This window comes from Candidatus Dadabacteria bacterium (genome assembly GCA_009837205.1).
In the GTDB taxonomy this organism is placed as follows: Bacteria; Desulfobacterota_D; UBA1144; order Nemesobacterales; family Nemesobacteraceae; genus Nemesobacter.
The window spans coordinates 1-16,564 of sequence record VXTZ01000017.1 but is presented as its reverse complement, the minus strand read 5'-3'; the positions used below and the strand labels follow the sequence as shown (position 1 = coordinate 16,564).

Sequence of the window (16,564 nt, the reverse complement as noted above, 5' to 3'; positions counted from 1 at the left end):
CCCATGCGTTAGGATTTCCCTTAACCATGAAGACCAATACCCTTTACCTTGAAACCTACGGTTGCCAGATGAACGAGTATGACTCGGACAGGATACAGAACGCCCTCGGCGCCAGTATCACCGAAAACCCAAAAGAGGCCGACATAGTTATCGTAAACACGTGCGCCATACGGGAAAAGGCCGATCAGAAGGCCCTTAGCAGCCTTGGGCGCTTCAAGCACCTTAAGGCAAAAAACCCGGAGCTTATAGTCGGCGTGTCCGGGTGCGTGGCACAGCTCTACGGAGAGGAACTCATCCGCAGGATGCCGCATCTTGATTTCGTGCTCGGACCCAGGGCAATTCCGCAACTCCCGCAGCTTATAGAAGAGATAAAAGAGAAGAAATCGAGGCCCGTCGAGACGTCCTTTGACGTGCAGGAACCTTTCGACATCCTCCCCTACCACGAGGAGGGAAAACCCACGGCATTTGTGTCCATACAGCAGGGATGCAACAAAAAATGCGCTTACTGCATAGTGCCCACGGTAAGGGGCTCCGAGGTTAACAGACCCCTCGAGGACATAATCGCCGAAGCCCGGCACCTTATAGCAAAGGGAGTGAAGGAAATAACCCTCATAGGACAGACGGTGAATTCGTGGAAACTCGGCGGGCTTAAGTTCGGGGACCTGCTTCGGGTGCTCGGGGAGCTTGACGGTCTTGAGAGAATAAGGTTTACGACCTCTTATCCGAGAGACATAACGAAAAAAATGGTGGAGGCAATGGCAGACATACCCAAGGTATGCCGCCACATTCATCTGCCCGTGCAGTCGGGCTCAGACAAGGTGCTGAGGCTCATGAACAGGACCTACTCAAGGAGCTGGTACATAGATTCCGTTAACAGGCTCAGGGACGCCATGCCGGACATAGCCGTGTCTTCTGATATAATAGTAGGGTTCCCCGGGGAAACAGAAGATGACTTCGAGGAGACGATGAGCCTTGTCGAACAAGTGGGGTTCGACAGTTCCTTTTCATTTAAATACTCACCGCGCCCCGGAACGGTGGGGGAGGAGCTTTGGAGATCAGGAGAAAGGGTGGAAGACTCGACGGCAGGCCAGAGGCTCGCGCGCCTTCAGGAATATCAGCGGGCAGTTACTCTTGCGAAGAACGCACAGAGGATAGGCAAATCCGAGCAGGTGCTGGTTGAGGATGCGAGCAGAAATGACTCCTCGTGGCTTTCTGGGAGAACCGAACACAACAGGATAGTGAATTTCCCCGGAGAAAAAGAGCTTATCGGAAAAATGGTGGACGTAAGGATAACTGAAGGACTTGCGAATTCGCTTAGAGGACAATATCTGAATTAACACAGGGAGGGAGAAAAAATGTTTCTTGAGATGAAGGTTTCCTGCATAGTCGCCGACCCGTTTACCGATATGCCTGTCGTTATTCTGAATGAAGAGGAAGGGGAAAGAAGTCTTCCTCTCTGGATAGGATTCGAGGAGGCAAGCGCCATAGCAATGGAGATCAAAAAAACTCCGAGACCAAGACCCCTCACCCACGATCTTCTGAAAAACGTAATCGCCGCCACAGGCTATGAGGTCATTGAAATAGAGATCACGGAACTACGGGAAAACACCTTTTACGCCCGCCTTCGTATAAAAAAAGACGGAGAGGAACTCCTGGTGGATTCCCGCCCGAGCGACGCCATAGCGATAGCGCTCAGGACCGGGTGCCGCATCATGGTCGACGAAGAGGTGCTAAAGGCCGCTCTCAGTGTAAAAGTCGGGGATAAGGGCCAAAGCGCGGGCGATGTCCTCGAAGACATACCGGATGAGGATTTCGGCAAGTACAAGATGTGATCAGCGGTTGCGGAGCATATACTCATCAAGGAATTTTCCGTCTCCCTCGATCACGTCAAAAACTTCCCCGCAACGGTCACACTCTATGCTGATCCGCTTCGGCGGGTAGCTTATCCCGCAACTCATCACGAACCAGCCGAAAAGAGAGTACCTCTGCTTCGGAACCACCCACGGGTCCCCAACGGAGTACCCGCAGGCGCAGGTCCTTGCGTCCCGCGCCTGAGTACTCATTCGTAAACCATGTGTGCGCTGGTTTCCGCCCCCACTCTAGATGCCGTAGTAACCCGACTCTCCGTGATCCGTTATGTCAAGACCTTCGGTTTCTTCATCCTCGGTGACCCTGAGTCCGACGAGCATGTCAACGACCTTGAGCACTATATAGCTCACTATGGCAGTGTATACAACCGCGAATATTCCCCCGTAGATCTGTATGCCTAACTGCGCGCCTATATCGAGATCCACGATCGAACCGCCGAAAGAGTTCGAGGCAAACACTCCTACCAAGATGATTCCTACCAGACCTCCGACTCCGTGAACTCCCACGACGTCAAGCGCGTCGTCATAATTGAAACGGAACTTGATGTAAGTGGCTGCTATGTAGGCAAGCACAGAAGATGCGCATCCTATGACTATGGCTCCAAGCGGTCCCACAGTGCCAGAGGCGGGAGTTATGGCTGCGAGACCCGCGATGGCCCCAGTGGCGAAACCAAGAGCGCTGGGCTTGCCCGATCTTACGCTTTCAAGAAATATCCAGGTGAGAGCGGCAACGCATGGAGAAATCTGGGTCACGACGACCGCCATGGCCGCCTGCCCACCGGCCGCAAGGGCGCTTCCTCCGTTAAATCCGAACCATCCGACCCAGAGCATCGCGGTACCTATCATCGTAAGAGTGAGATTGTGCGGAAGCGCAAGTTGTCTGGGGTAGCCTCTCCTGGGCCCGACCAGTATCGCCGCCACAAGGGCCGCGGTACCCGCCGTGATATGGACTACTATTCCGCCTGCAAAGTCAATCACTCCCTTGTCTCCAAGGTAGGAACCCTCCCCTCCCCAGACCATGTGCGCGATCGGGAAGTAACAGAATATCACCCAAAGGGCGGTGAACAGAAGCATAGCCGAGAACTTCATTCTCTCGGCAAACGCCCCGATTATAAGTGCCGGAGTGATAATCGCGAAGGTAAGCTGGAAGGCGAAGAACAGAACTTCGGGGATCGTCCCCGAAAGAGTATCGATACCCACACCGTTTAGGAACGCCTTTGAGAAGCCTCCCACGAAGGCGTTCATCCCGACTTCTCCCGCTACCATGCCGGTAGTGTCAAAAGCCATGCTGTAACCGAAAAACGTCCATATAACCGTTACGACTGCGGTAATGGAAAAGCACTGCATCAGCAGCGAAAGAACGTTTTTTTTGCCGACTAGCCCCCCGTAGAAAAGCGCAAGCCCGGGAATCGTCATGAAAAGAACAAGCGCGGTTGAAGTCAGTATCCAAGCTGTATCGCCCGTATCAAGCTCGCTCGCCGAAGCGGGGTCGGTTAAAGAAAAGAAAGCTAAAACAAAAAAGAAAACCAAAAGTGAAAGCGTTTTTTTTAAACTCATCGCACACTCTCCTCCTCTTATTCCATATTCAACCCGCTAAGTATATCACATAATGGGACCGTAGAACGAAACTTCAGAATGTCTCATCGAGCATGCGCAACTGCTCCTGGGAAAGCCTCCATCCCGAGGCCCCGCAGTTCTCGACCGTTCTCGCCACCGAATCCGCCTTCGGAATCACGATGACGTTCTCCTGGCAAACACACCAGTTAAGGGCAACCTGTGCCTCCGTCTTCCCGGTCTCGGCCGCTATCTGGGACAAAACACTGCCATGACGGGGGCGGCAGAGTCTTCCGGCGTCAAGCGGGGTGTAGGCCATTACGGTTACGTCGTTATCCAGGCAGTAGGGAAGCAGCTCTTTTTGTATGTTCCTTGATCTAAGGTTGTAGAGCACCTGGTTTGAGACTATCGGATAGTTAGGGAAATAGTTCTGGGCCTCGCGTATCTGCCTCGCGGAAAAATTGCTCACCCCGACGTAGCTCACGCATCCGCGGTCAACCAGCTTCTCAAGCGCTCTCATTGTCCCCTCTATCGGATAGAGGGGGTTCGGCCAGTGTATCTGGTAAAGATCTATCCAGTCCGTGCCAAGCTTCTCGAGACTCGCCTCGCAGGACCTAAGCACACTGTCGTGGGCAAGGTTCCTTCCCGAAACCTTTGTCGCTATGATGACCTCGTCCCTAAAGGGACGCACGGCCTCTCCGACTATATCTTCCGTGTAGTACCCCTCGGCGGTGTCTATAAGCGAAGCCCCTAGCTTGATGCCTGCCCTCAGAGGTTCCACTCCCCCCTTGTAGTTCCACGTGCCGAGTCCGATCTCGGGAACGAGAACTTCCGTGTTTCCAAGCTTCTTAAAATTCATCCTGCGCAGTTCTTATGCTTTGTGCCGCTAAGTCGCTCGTCCGAGTGGATGAGTTTGTAGACGGCCGGCGCGAAAAAGTCCCGCAAGCCTCTTATCTCGAAATTCTTTTTCCGTAACCGTCGAGATGAAAGACCTCGTCCGGACTTTTCCTCAACTTCCCGGTAGCGACCCGCCTTTTGTCGAAGTAACCGAACGGAAGCACGGTAAGAACATCGAGCTCTTCCGGCACTCCAAGATACCTTTTAAGCTCTTCCTTCTCTATTCTTCCTATCCAGCAAGACCCGAGTCCGTGGCTCCACGCCACTAAAACCATGTTCTGCGCAGCCCTAGTGCCGTCGATCTGGTGCCACTTGCTTTGCGGATCCACCAAAAGCACCACCGCAAAAGCCACCTGCACAATGAAGCTGCCGCTTGTGCAGTACTTTCCCATTTCCCGGAGCATTGCGCGGTCCTTTATAAGCACGAATTCCCACGGTTGATTGTTGTGGGCACTCGGCGAGAGCCTCCCCGATTCCATGACCTCCATGATGACTTCGTCCGGAACTTCCCCGTCGAGGTAACTTCTTACGGAACTAAGCGATCTTACGCACTCGTAGACGTTCATAACCCCTCCACCTGCGAAATTGGTTGAAGGTTAGTATACCGGCTTTGACCTTACGGCAGAACAGGGAATATCCACTCTCGATGAGCCCTCAGTCTGCCTGTTTCCAGACAAGCCTGGATTTCCCCCTAGTCAAGGAAGCAACCTTCTCTTCAAGGCTCGCAGCGACACCGAGAGGTGCTGTGAGGTCGAAGTGAACATCCTCCCCGCGCTCGACGCTCGTTATTGTAACGCCTGACTTCTCAAACAGAATCCGTATGGAATTTTCATGGGCGTAGGAAAAAACAAGGTGCCCCGCCCGCACCGGGACATGGTCTTCAAGCTCAAGCTCCCCCAAGGTTGCCCTCAGGGACTCCGTGTATGCCCTCAGAAGCCCGCCGGGACCGAGTTTTATCCCTCCGAAATACCGGGTTACCACGACCGCTATCTCCCCTATGCCGCTGTGTTCCAGAAGAGTCATCATGGGCCGCCCGGCGGTTCCCGAGACCTCCCCGTCATCGCCGAAACCGATATCCGTTCCCCCCGGGGCGCAGGCCAAAAACGCATAGCAGTTATGGCTTGCCGTGGGGTGAAGAGCCCTTACGCTCCCTATGAAATCTTCGGCCTCACCTCTAGTGCCCGCACGCCCGACAGTAGCTATGAACCTGCTTTTCTTTATAATCCGCTGCGCCGTCGAAACTCCCGCAGGAACCTGGTAGGAAACATCCTCCACGCTATCTGCCTCCGGTCGAAAAAAATACCCTATTCTCGACCGTCCGGGCAAAAACCGCTCCTGCAGATACAGCGGATTATCTTCTGCGGGTTTTTCACTGTATAATGATTTAGCGGTCGCGCGCCGCCGGAAATTTGCTTTTTATCCGATGGGACCAAGGCTTGGCAGCCGCTTGGTTTTTCGGTCCCGTAAAATATTTGCTCGTATACCATTGGTCAAAAAAACAAGCATTTCCTCCCTTATTTTACGGTACAGATACTCGTTTCTAACCGGTCTTGTCTCTCTCACGCTGGTGGATATGGCGCAGCTATCGGTTCCCATAATAATCCAGTGGATAATAGATGAGCTCACCTTGGAGAGCGCAGATTTCTCCCTCATAACCAAGTACTCCCTCTACATCCTCGGTCTCGGGCTGCTAATGGCGTTTTTCCGCTTTGGCTGGCGGTACTTCATAATGGGCGGGGCGAGGAAAATAGAGTACTCGCTCAGAAACGATTTCTTCGACCACCTCCAGAAGCTTAACTTCGATTTCTTCTCGGCAAGAAAGGTCGGTGACTTGATGGCGCACACGGTAAACGACATAGAGACTCTCAAGTTCTCCTGTGGCCTGGGTCTGCTCATAGCGTATGACGGGGTATTCCTGTTTTTTTTCATCTTCGCCGCGATGGTCTACATCTCTCCCGAGATGGCCTTCTACGCGTTTTTGCCGTTCCCCGCACTCGCCGTCTTCGTATACAAGTTCGGAAACATGATAGAGAAGAGGTTCCAGCGCTCCCAAGATTCCTTCTCAGAGCTCACCGAAAGCGCAAGGAAGCCGGTCTCGGGAATCAAGGTAGTAAAAGCGTTCGGACTTGAGCGGGCCGAGGGGCGGGATTTTGAACGTGCAAGCGAAGACTACCTCGAAAAAAACGTACGCCTAGTGAAAATCCGCGCAGGCTTCCAGCCGTTTATATATTTCGTGCCCTCATTAGCGATGGCCCTGTTTCTTTTCTTCGGCGGAGCGGGCGCAATCGGTACCGAAATAACCCTCGGAGAGTTCTCCGCCATACTCATCTACCTAATGATGCTCGCCTGGCCGATGATGGCCATGGGATGGGCGATCGATCTTCTAAAAAGGGGGAACGCCTCGATAAACAGGCTGAACGACATTTTCGCGGTTGAACAAAAAGACGACACCCAGGCAGGGGAGAAAGACTACGAACTCAAGGGAGACATAAGGTTCTCCGGGGTTTCCTTCTCCTACGGCTCCAATCCGGCTCTGCGCGAAGTCAACCTCCACATACCCTGCGGGACGACTCTGGGAATAACGGGGCTCGTGGGCTCCGGGAAGACCACGTTGATGAAGCTGCTCATGAAAATCCACGAGACCGAACCGGGCGCAATAACGGTCGACGGGATCGACATAAGGGGAATATCAAGAAAAAGCCTTCAGGAGACCATCGTCTATGTGCCGCAGGAAATAACCGTGTTCAGCGGAACGGTTTATGACAACATAACCTTCATAAACCCAAGCATAACCCGCGAGCAGGTGGAGCAGGCAGCCAAAACGGCGGGGATATACGAACAGATAATGGAGTTTCAGCAGGGATTCGACACCGTGGTGGGAGAGCGGGGACTCAGCCTCTCGGGAGGACAGCGACAACGCCTAGCCATAGCAAGGGCCTTGGTGCTCAATCCCGAAGTCCTGATACTTGATGATGTGCTCTCGTCCCTTGATCCGCAGACGGAAAACACCGTGATAACAAACGTAATAGAGGCAATGCGCGGGCGCACGGTGGTGATAATTTCAAACAGAATATCCTCCGTAGTCGGGCTCTCGCGGATCGCGGTCATGAAAAACGGAGAGATAATTGAAAGCGGGGAGCGAAGGGAACTGGTGGAGCGACGCGGAGTTTACTACGCGCTTGAAAGACTGCAGTCTGTCTAAGGTGTATAAATGAGCGACTTGGAGAGAAACAGGAAATCAACTTACGATCTTAAGATCATGGGGTGGATTCTGGGCTTTCTGGGAAAGTACAGAGGTTACTTTGCCCTGTCCCTTCTTCTGATGATGGCCACCGCGGCGCTTGAAATCACGGTTCCCTACCTCATCAAAGTCGCGGTCGATGACTATATTTATCCTACATGGAGCAAGGCCGAGAGAGGGGAAGAAGCGGAGCGGGCGCTCTCGGGACTCGGGGTGGAATCCACGCTTGCCCTTGCGGACGGAGGATTTCTGGTCGATTTCTCAAAGCTCTCCTCCTCGGAGAAAGACAGAATCGAACGCTCGGGCGTCGAGTTCTCCGAGACAAAATATATCGTGGTCAACCCCGGGGAATTTGAGGAAGATGAAAAGCAGGAGGTTTTGGGAATAATAGCCCGAAACGCTTCCCTGTTTGAAGAAACCGAAGGGGTTGCGTTTCTGGCTCACTCAGACCTTGGATCACTCGCCAAAGAGGAAGTGTCGCTTCTTCGCTCAAAACAGACAAAAAGGCTCAAGACCCTCGCTTTATACGTGGTTTTATCGGTGGTTGGAATTTTCCTCTTCACCTCTTCTTTTACCTACATTCTTCACTACTCGGGCCAGAAAATAATGCACGACATGCGAAACCACACCCTCTCCCATATACTCTCACTTCCCCAGCAGTACTTCGACCGAAATCCCGTGGGCAGGATAACCACACGCGTCACAAACGACGTTAACGCCATAAACGAGATGTACACCTCCGTTCTCATACACTTCATAAAGGACATCATAATCATAATCGGCACTCTGGTGATCATGTTCAAGATGAACGTCGGGCTCACGCTTATAATCGTCGCGCTTACGGCGTTCCTTACTTTCACGGTATCCATCTTCCGAATGAAGCTTCGACTGGTGTACAGGGAAATCCGAAGAACCATAGGCAAGCTTAACGCCTTTGTCGCAGAAAGCATGAGGGGAATAGTGCTCCTTAAGCTTTACGGAAAGGAGAAAAGAAACTTCGAGAAATTCTGGGAGGTAAACACGGAAAACTACAGGGCCAATATACAGCAGCTCTGGGTCTACGTGATTTTCCGCCCTTCCATAGAGTACGTGGGCATAGCGGCAACCGGGATAATCCTGTGGTACGGGGCGATCGGGGTCATGAACCTTGACCTGTCCCTGGGAGCCCTGCTCGCGTTTCTTTACTACGTAAGGATGATATTCAAGCCCATCCAGGAACTTTCAGAAAAATTCAATGTCTTCCAGTCCGCCGTTGCAGCCTCCGAGAACCTCTACGACACTCTGGCGGAAAAATCTGAGGGAAGCGGATCTCTGGTGCCCGCGACAACCGAGGGATCTCTTCTTGAGTTCCGGGGCGTATGGTTTTCGTATAACGAGCGGGAATGGGTGCTCAAGAACGCATCCTTTACAGTAAGATCTGGAGAGAGTGCCGCCCTTGTGGGAATCACGGGAGCGGGGAAGACGACCATCGTGAACCTGCTCCTTAAATTCTATAAACCCCAGAGGGGCCAGATTCTCTTTAACGGCACAGATATCGAGGAACTGTCAAACAGGTACCTGCGCTCTAACATAACCGCCATCTTCCAAGACCTGTTTCTGTTCGAAAAGGACATATCCGACGAAAGGGACGAGCGGGATGGTCCGGCAGCCGAACCCGTAAAGCTTTCTTCGGGAGAAACCCAGGCCCGGTCGATCGAAAAAGCGGTCAGGAAAAATTCGAAACTTCTTATAATGGACGAGGCAACTTCCCATCTGGACGCGGAAACTGAAAAAAGAATACAGGAAGTGATAAGAAGCACCGCCGGCTCTCAGACAAGGTTGGTCATAACCCACAAGCTCTCAACCCTAAAGGACGTTGATAACGTAATAGTGATCCATAAGGGGGAAGTAGTGGAGCAGGGAACTCACGAGAAGCTGATTCAGAACAAAAACATCTACCACACTCTGTACGAATTTCTGAGAAAAACCGCGGCGGGTCCCCTCCCGGGCTCCGGCGCATAACACCTGCCCGGCGCCTAAAATACCCGGAGAAGCTTAAGAGCCATAATCCCGACGGCAACGACAAGAGCCATCCTTATGTATTTTTCGCCGCCCCTTACGGAAAACGTGGCGCCGAACCATCCGCCGACCGAATTTCCCGCGGCGAGACAGATGCCTATGAACCAGCTTATGTTGCCGCTTAGAAAAAATATGAGGATCGCTGGAATCGTGTAGATAAGCACCACAATCACCTTGTGCGCGTTTACCTTAGCTAGGGATGCTCCCATAAGATGATAAAGAGCCGCCATTATGAAAAGTCCCACGCCGACCTGGATAAAACCTCCGTAAAAACCTATAAGCACAAGTGCCGGGTAAAGAACCCATCCCCGCCCTGTTTCGCCGCCGCCGAGCAGCTTGCCGAAAGAATCAACTTTAAGGAAAAAGGATGCGCAGACGAAGATAAGCACGACGGCCAGGATTTTTTCGAAAAGCTCATCTCCCACCCGCACCGCCGCAAAAGCTCCCACCAAAACACCGGGGAGGGTGAAGGCCGCGAGCCTGACGCTGGTTTTAATGCCGGCAACGCCCTCTTTTCTGAAGGAAAGAGCCGCAAAGAAATTCTGAAACAAAATCGCCACCCTGTTTGTTCCGTTTGCGACTGTGGGATCAATCCCAAGAAATATGAGCACGGGAAGAACGATGCTGCTTCCTCCACCCGCCATCACGTTTATCACTCCCGCCAGAACGCCCGTGAAAAAAAGCAGAACTAAAGAAAAAAGATCGTATTCTTGCATGTTATTCGGACTCCGGCCACGACAGAGGTAAGGAGAAAATTTTTTGCCGCCGCCAACCCGCACTGAACCCCTTTCCGTGAACTGAAAACAAGATTAGAGAGAATCGGCATCCGCCGCGGCCGATTCTCTTGGGTTTTCCCAATCCCCTCGAATGTCATTTAAATGATAACCGAAACAAATGGCATTAGCCTCCAGAGCCTCGATTGGCAGGTGGTATGCCAAAAGGCTGTGGGAAATTCGAGCCTCTTGGCACACCCCGGCAGTTGTTCATCTCCCAAGGGAGTGAACAACAGGGAAGCAAAACAGAGGTGATTACCGGATTCTTGCCCGTGATTCCATAAAAGATTCCAGATGTGTTAGAATTTTAAGGAAGAAAAAAGAATCTGGTTGTCTGGAGGACTGCGAAATTACTGTCCGAACATGCGGCCGTGAAATTATTCAGAGCAGGCACGGCAAAGCGTAATGTCGGCAAATCGGAAATTGCGGTATCAGGAGGAAGATGATGAAAGTTAAAACACACGGAATGCTTCTGGGCTTGTTTTTCTCGTTAGTGCTTGTTTTTTCGTTCAGCATTGAAGCTTCGGCTCATAATGAAAGTCAGGGCAACAAGATGGCGGAAGATGTCAATATCGCAAGCGAAGCGGAGGTGGGGGAGTTTCTTTCCCACATAATTGAACATTTCAGTCCATTATTAAGAATCAACAACCCCAACCCCACTCTGGAAGAACAAAAAGAACTGGTAAGTCTCTGGGTGGTATTTTTCGAGGAACTAAGAAAGCAAGGAGTTTTTAACGATGGCAATGACATGTACTCCATCATAATAAATTCCGCTAATATCATAGACAATCACCCGGGACACCCCGAATTGTATGGCAAAGTGGTTAACCCGGACGCCCAAGGTTCGCAGATCGGGGATACCTTAAGGCAATTAATCGAAGAAGAGGGTTGCACGGGGTACAGATACGACGGAGAAAACAGACAGGCTTGCGGAAAGAAAGTAGATACCATCTATGGAGAGTTCGTAGTCATAGCGGGTTTTCATCACGACAAAGAAGACTCCGCTGTAGTCAAACCCGACTGTACGGATCTCGAACTTGATACCACCGCCGGGGATGTTGAAAACGAAGAGAGTCTGGATACGCAGAAACTGCTTCTTAAGCTGTATGTAAAAAGCGTTATCTCCGTCACTCAAGACCTGCTTGTGGATGGCAGAAGAAAAGCGATGGAGGAATTGAGGAAAGCGGACCCTGATAGGATTATAGGGTTTGACGACATGGCTTCCATAAGGTACACGGAATTTCAGAAGAAAATCGCTTGTTTTTCAGAAGGAGGTTTTAAGGAAGGCAGCATATACGTTTTCATCATGGAATTGGATGAAGATGCCACCGTGGTTCTAAACGGAAACAGTCCTCAACTGAACGGACTGAATCTTAAGCTGAGGGATCCGAATCCAAATCCGATTGACGGGGAGGAAAACAAAAATATTGCGGAACTGCTTAGGAACTCGGTAACAGAAAACGGAACACCCAAAGATGGAAAGGGCAACTTTGTAGAATATCATTGGTTGCGTCCCGGTGATGAACCAACTCCGCAATGGCTGGAAAATAACCTAGTTCCAGGCAATTCGCACAAGATAAGTTACATTGAAGCAGCAGACGTAGGTCACCATGAAGATCCTATCGGTCGCTTCATGTATATCTTTGGTTCAGGAGTTTATCCCGAATCTGATGAAGGCAACGGAGCGTGTACAGTTGCCGGGAGTGGGAATACTCCTCAGGGAACTCTGCTCAACCTGTTCCTGACAGCTTCTGTTTTGTTCTCGGTAGTTTTTCCCGGAAGACGCACCCGGAAGGAATTCTTCCGAAAGCTCCGGAATTGGTGTAATGACTGATCATCAAGGCTTCTCACCAGCATGATCCGGCAGCGGGCGATTATACCCTTGGCTTGTGATACGGGCAGAAAAGCGGATTGGTGCATCCGCACGCTGAAACTGCAAGCGTCGAGTGGAACTTCATACCCTTTGCCAAGCTTTCGGGGGAACTAATCACCGGTTAGAAGATGACCAATCCGAGCTGGCTTGGCAAGAGCCTCGAAAAGCATATATTCTGATAGCATGTCCCGTAGCGCACAGAGGATGTCACAGTCCACTAAGCCGTGGCACGGAATGGAAGTCAGAGGGCTCGTCACGGCCGCCGTTTCGGCCGTTATACTGGTTACAGCAATCTCTGTGATGACGATTCCGTACTCACGGACAGTCCGCCAGGACATACCTTTAGATATACTCTGGCGTAGCGGTTTCTGGCAGCAGGTCACGGGATTTTTGCTGCTAGGATTCTCCCTTATAGGCCTATCGCTTTACTTCCGCAAGCACTGGAGACAGCTGCGGTTCGGCTCGTTTTCATCCTGGCGCGTTTTGCACGGAATACTGGGCGTAGCGGGACTCATCGTGCTGGTGGCCCATACGGGAATGCGGTTCGGCTCGAATCTGAACCTGGCGCTGATGATAGTGTTTGTAGCCGCTAATCTAGGCGGCGCACTTGCGGCAGCCGGAATATGGTCGCGGTATCAGTTCACAAGACATCCGAGCCATAGATGGAGAAGACGCATGGTCTGGATACACGTGCTGATGCTCTCGCCGCTCCCCGCCCTCATAGCCCTGCACATCCTGTCAGTCTATTACTTCTAAGGATACACTTGTGACACGCGCTCGAATTTTCTGGGGATTTCTGATTTCCCTCAATCTCCTTCTGGCGGGATTCTTCATCTGGCGACTCCAGACTGATAACCAGCAGGCTTTTCTGCCCGGCAAAGCAACCCACGGACACCACCAGATCGAACTTGCGTGTGAGGCGTGTCACATCCCTTTTGAAGGCGTTCCACAGCAAGCCTGTATTGATTGTCACGCCAAGGAACTTGAGATAGCCAATGATTCCCACGCCGAAAGTGTATTTACCGATCCGCGCAGCCTAGCGGAGCTTGAATTGCTAAACGCGCGCCTGTGCGTAAGCTGCCATGTGGAACACCACCCGGAAATGGTAACCACTATGGGAGTCACGGTGCCCGATGATCACTGCTTTCACTGCCACTTTGATATCGCCGAGCAGCGCCCGACCCACACGGAGATGGACTTTAACACCTGTGCCGCGGCTGGTTGTCACAACTACCACGATAACAGGGCTCTCTATGAGGACTTTCTGCTTCAGCACAGCGACGAGCCCGGATTGCTTGCAACGCCGCTTGTGGCTGAAAGAGACGAACCCGAGGCTGTCGGACCCCTTCTTTCTTCTAGGGAGCACGACGCACCGACAGACAGGGAGGTCGACCCGGCTCTGCTTGCCGAATGGGCTGGCACCGTCCACGCACGCGCGGGGGTCAACTGCTCAAACTGCCATGTCGGTGAGAGCCCCGGAGCACGGTGGAGCGATTCGCTGACTCACGAGGCGTGTGAGTCCTGCCATGAAAACGAAGTCTCGGGGTTTCTTGCGGGAAAACACGGCATGCGCCTTGCCTCGGGCCTCTCGCCCATGTCGCCGTCGCTCGCACGTCTGCCCATGGACTCCGAGGCAGCGCAACGCGAACTCGGCTGCACGTCGTGCCACGGTGCCCATGAATTCGATACCGCCCAGGCCGCGGTGGATTCCTGCCTCGGGTGTCACACAGATACCCACAGCAATTCCTACAAGGATTCCCTACACTTCGAACTCTGGCAGGCGGAGGCAAGCGGCCTCGGAGCCCCGGGAAGCGGTGTGAGTTGCGCCACCTGTCACCTGCCCCGGGAGACGCACAAAAAAAGTGATGACAAACGGGTTTTGGTTCAGCATAATCAAAATATGAACCTGCAGCCGAACGAGAAGATGATCCGCGGCGTCTGCATGAAATGTCACGGACTTCCTTTTTCGATCGATGCTCTTGCGGACCCGGTCCTCATCGAGCGGAATTTCAAGGGACAGCCGTCCCGCCATGTCGAAAGCGTCGATATGGCAGTGCAGCGGGCGGTTGAAGACCTGAGGAGAAAAAAGAAATGATGATCATGAACAGAACTGTCCGCACATTAACACTGGGCGGGTTTCTTCTGGCCGCTCTGGCAACAGGATGCGGCGGCAGTGGCGGGGGCAGCGGGAACAACCAGGAATCCGGCACTACCTTCACTCCCAGAACGATGGCCGACGCGCTTTACGCCGTCATAGAATCCGACCGGACCGTCTACACCCGCAAAGTGGTCGATCGTCTGCAGGACGAAGAGAAAGTTATCGAGGCGAGCGAGCACTGGAAAGATGACAAGGCGCTCCCACTGCCGGCCCAGATGTTCCGCATGGGAGCCAAGATGGTTTCGGACAAAACCGATGTTTTCACCTATTCCCTTCTTTCGCTCTGGCCGGTTAACAAGCAGAACGCGCCTAAAACCGAAGTGGAAAAGCAAGGGCTTGAAGCGGTAGCAAAGAAACAGAAGCCTTTTTACGCGGAAGAGACGCTGGGCGGAAAAACATTCTTCACGGCGGTCTACCCGGATGTCGCCGTGGCTCCCGCATGCATTAACTGCCATAACAATCACAAAGACAGTCCGCGAAGCGATTTCAAGCTTGGCAAGACCATGGGCGGCGTTGTCATCCGCATACCACTTTCGCAACGTTAACAACCACAGCCCGGGGAACCCGGACGGAATGAGACTTCGAAGGCCGGTCCACCCTTAGCGGTCAGAAGCTATTGCGCTAACGCACGGTATTTTTCCCTGACGGCACTTTCCATCAAAAAAAGTTCGCCGTCGCTTAAGAAATCAAAATGCGACTTTCTTTTGTTCGCAGACAGTCTGCCTTTGTTTTCAAGGCAAATCCGGATAAACAAATCTATCAGGCGGTCGGGCATATCGATAACATCCTGAATCGCCTTTTTTGTGCTGTCATAGTTTGCGAGGAAGTTCAGTTCCTCTACAAGTTCGCTTTCGACGGTTTGAACGACAAAATCATGCAAAGCTTCCGCTTGTGCCGTCATATCAATGTAACGATACCAGTACGCAGTATCGTTGTGGACGGTCATCTGGGCAAGCCCATCCAAGCTGTATTCCACAAGTTGGTTCAAGGGAAGTGAAAATGCCTCTAAAGAATCATCGTAGCCTTCCGGATTGTTAAGCATTACAGCAGACACGGGAAACATCAGACCTTCCGGAACCATTCCTCGAATGGAAAAAATATTGTGGATCAAAAACCGGTGGATTCGACCGTTACCATCTTCAAACGGATGAATAAAGACAAACCCGTAGGCTACTACGGCAGCGTGAACAATAGCTGAAACACCGCCGGTCATCATAAGCCGATGAGAAGTCAGGAGCCCCCGCATCAAGTCGGGAAGATCTTCCGGCTTGGGACACACATAATGAATTAACTCTTTTTGATAGGAAATCGTCTGACCTACATAATTTTGAACCGTTCGATAATCTTCGTTTATGAAACGTGGATCGACAATTCGATTCTGCAGGGCGATTAACAACTCCTTGTCGCAGAAATCCTGCCGTCGCGCCATCTCCAAGGACGCTATGAATTTTTCGGTCCGCGACGCGTCGGGTTTAATGTTTTCTATTTCAAAAGAAGATTTGGTTTCTTTGCTGTAAAGATAACTTAATGCTCTCCTAAGTAGTTGCGGAGGATACGATTCGACTATCTTCTCGCATCTGTCTCGAAAATCAGTCTGATCCATTTCTCCAAGCTTCTCCGTTTTCCTGACAATAGGACAAAATTCCCTTGGTCCAAGCAAATTATTGATAACACGGTGTCTTTGAGATTTTTCACCCCGGGAGAGAGTGTAATAGATGTCCGGTTCAAGCACTTCCAGATAATTCCCCTTGGACAAATCATCAATGGGTAACCTGCGACCAGTTAAAAACTCGAAAAAAAACCAGATGCGACGAGCATACTTTCCCGTTGGCTTGGATTTGATGTAATCGACAAGCTCAGTTTCCGCAACGGCATCAAAAACAACCTTTAAGGAGCTAAGGCTTACGCCATCATATTTCAAGGCAAATTCCAGATGGTCTCCTATCTTTTCACCAGGCCAGTATTGAAGAGAATAAATATCTTCAACTCTACCACCTTGTACTTTCTGCTGCCGACCACCGGTTGCCGCAACAAAGGAACTGTGCCAGTTGGGCAGTGCGGTCAATTCAAATCTGCTCAGCAGCCAAGCGTAGCCTGCGGGCCGTATGATTGAAACGCTTGTTTTCATGGACTTATCCAATA

The 16,564-nt window shown here is 51.8% G+C and carries 15 protein-coding genes; 8 read left to right on the top strand and 7 right to left on the bottom strand.

Annotation, left to right across the window (positions count from 1 at the left end):
• The first annotated feature begins 26 nt into the window (after positions 1 to 26).
• A complete protein-coding gene (gene miaB, locus F4Z13_03450; GenBank protein MXZ48299.1) occupies positions 27 to 1,337 on the top strand; it encodes a tRNA (N6-isopentenyl adenosine(37)-C2)-methylthiotransferase MiaB in 1,311 nt (436 codons plus the stop codon).
• 18 nt (positions 1,338 to 1,355) lie between these two features.
• Positions 1,356 to 1,832 carry a bifunctional nuclease family protein gene (locus F4Z13_03445; GenBank protein ID MXZ48298.1) on the top strand — a complete coding sequence of 159 codons (477 nt, stop codon included), beginning with the start codon at positions 1,356 to 1,358 and terminating at the stop codon, positions 1,830 to 1,832.
• On the opposite strand, the gene F4Z13_03440 is transcribed toward F4Z13_03445, so the two are convergent.
• The 5 genes from F4Z13_03440 to F4Z13_03420 all read right to left on the bottom strand — a co-directional run bounded on the left by F4Z13_03440 (position 1,833) and on the right by F4Z13_03420 (position 5,594).
• Positions 1,833 to 2,063 carry a hypothetical protein gene (locus tag F4Z13_03440; GenBank protein MXZ48297.1) on the bottom strand — a complete coding sequence of 77 codons (231 nt, stop codon included), beginning with the start codon at positions 2,061 to 2,063 and terminating at the stop codon, positions 1,833 to 1,835.
• Positions 2,064 to 2,099: 36 nt separating this feature from the next.
• Complete coding sequence (locus F4Z13_03435) at positions 2,100 to 3,425, bottom strand: ammonium transporter (protein MXZ48296.1); 1,326 nt, start codon at positions 3,423 to 3,425, stop codon at positions 2,100 to 2,102.
• A 73-nt stretch (positions 3,426 to 3,498) separates the two neighbouring features.
• Positions 3,499 to 4,281 carry an aldo/keto reductase gene (locus tag F4Z13_03430; protein ID MXZ48295.1) on the bottom strand — a complete coding sequence of 261 codons (783 nt, stop codon included), beginning with the start codon at positions 4,279 to 4,281 and terminating at the stop codon, positions 3,499 to 3,501.
• A 91-nt stretch (positions 4,282 to 4,372) separates the two neighbouring features.
• Positions 4,373 to 4,885, bottom strand: coding sequence for a hypothetical protein (locus tag F4Z13_03425; GenBank protein ID MXZ48294.1), 513 nt, complete (start codon positions 4,883 to 4,885; stop codon positions 4,373 to 4,375).
• 88 nt (positions 4,886 to 4,973) lie between these two features.
• The gene (locus F4Z13_03420) at positions 4,974 to 5,594 is read right to left on the bottom strand and encodes a DUF1949 domain-containing protein (protein ID MXZ48293.1); all 621 of its coding nucleotides are present in this window, start codon (positions 5,592 to 5,594) and stop codon (positions 4,974 to 4,976) included.
• Positions 5,595 to 5,742: 148 nt separating this feature from the next.
• On the opposite strand from F4Z13_03420, the gene F4Z13_03415 reads away from it, so the two are divergent.
• Entirely contained in the window at positions 5,743 to 7,521 is a 1,779-nt protein-coding gene (locus F4Z13_03415) for an ABC transporter ATP-binding protein (protein MXZ48292.1), read from the top strand.
• A 9-nt stretch (positions 7,522 to 7,530) separates the two neighbouring features.
• Positions 7,531 to 9,561 (top strand): ABC transporter ATP-binding protein, encoded by a 2,031-nt coding sequence (locus F4Z13_03410; GenBank protein ID MXZ48291.1) that lies wholly within the window; start codon positions 7,531 to 7,533, stop codon positions 9,559 to 9,561.
• A gap of 14 nt (positions 9,562 to 9,575) precedes the next feature.
• Here F4Z13_03410 and F4Z13_03405 read toward each other — a convergent pair whose 3' ends face one another.
• Positions 9,576 to 10,334 (bottom strand): sulfite exporter TauE/SafE family protein, encoded by a 759-nt coding sequence (locus F4Z13_03405; GenBank protein ID MXZ48290.1) that lies wholly within the window; start codon positions 10,332 to 10,334, stop codon positions 9,576 to 9,578.
• A 502-nt stretch (positions 10,335 to 10,836) separates the two neighbouring features.
• Here F4Z13_03405 and F4Z13_03400 point away from each other — a divergent pair.
• The 4 genes from F4Z13_03400 to F4Z13_03385 all read left to right on the top strand — a co-directional run bounded on the left by F4Z13_03400 (position 10,837) and on the right by F4Z13_03385 (position 14,967).
• Positions 10,837 to 12,225 carry a hypothetical protein gene (locus F4Z13_03400; GenBank protein MXZ48289.1) on the top strand — a complete coding sequence of 463 codons (1,389 nt, stop codon included), beginning with the start codon at positions 10,837 to 10,839 and terminating at the stop codon, positions 12,223 to 12,225.
• A gap of 243 nt (positions 12,226 to 12,468) precedes the next feature.
• Positions 12,469 to 13,020 (top strand): hypothetical protein, encoded by a 552-nt coding sequence (locus tag F4Z13_03395; protein MXZ48288.1) that lies wholly within the window; start codon positions 12,469 to 12,471, stop codon positions 13,018 to 13,020.
• A 25-nt stretch (positions 13,021 to 13,045) separates the two neighbouring features.
• Entirely contained in the window at positions 13,046 to 14,359 is a 1,314-nt protein-coding gene (locus tag F4Z13_03390; protein ID MXZ48287.1) for an NrfA- nitrite reduction protein, read from the top strand.
• A 5-nt stretch (positions 14,360 to 14,364) separates the two neighbouring features.
• A complete protein-coding gene (locus tag F4Z13_03385; protein MXZ48286.1) occupies positions 14,365 to 14,967 on the top strand; it encodes a DUF3365 domain-containing protein in 603 nt (200 codons plus the stop codon).
• 68 nt (positions 14,968 to 15,035) lie between these two features.
• Here the strand turns inward: F4Z13_03385 and F4Z13_03380 are convergent, their stop codons facing one another.
• Positions 15,036 to 16,550 carry a Fic family protein gene (locus F4Z13_03380; GenBank protein MXZ48285.1) on the bottom strand — a complete coding sequence of 505 codons (1,515 nt, stop codon included), beginning with the start codon at positions 16,548 to 16,550 and terminating at the stop codon, positions 15,036 to 15,038.
• Positions 16,551 to 16,564 lie beyond the last annotated feature (14 nt).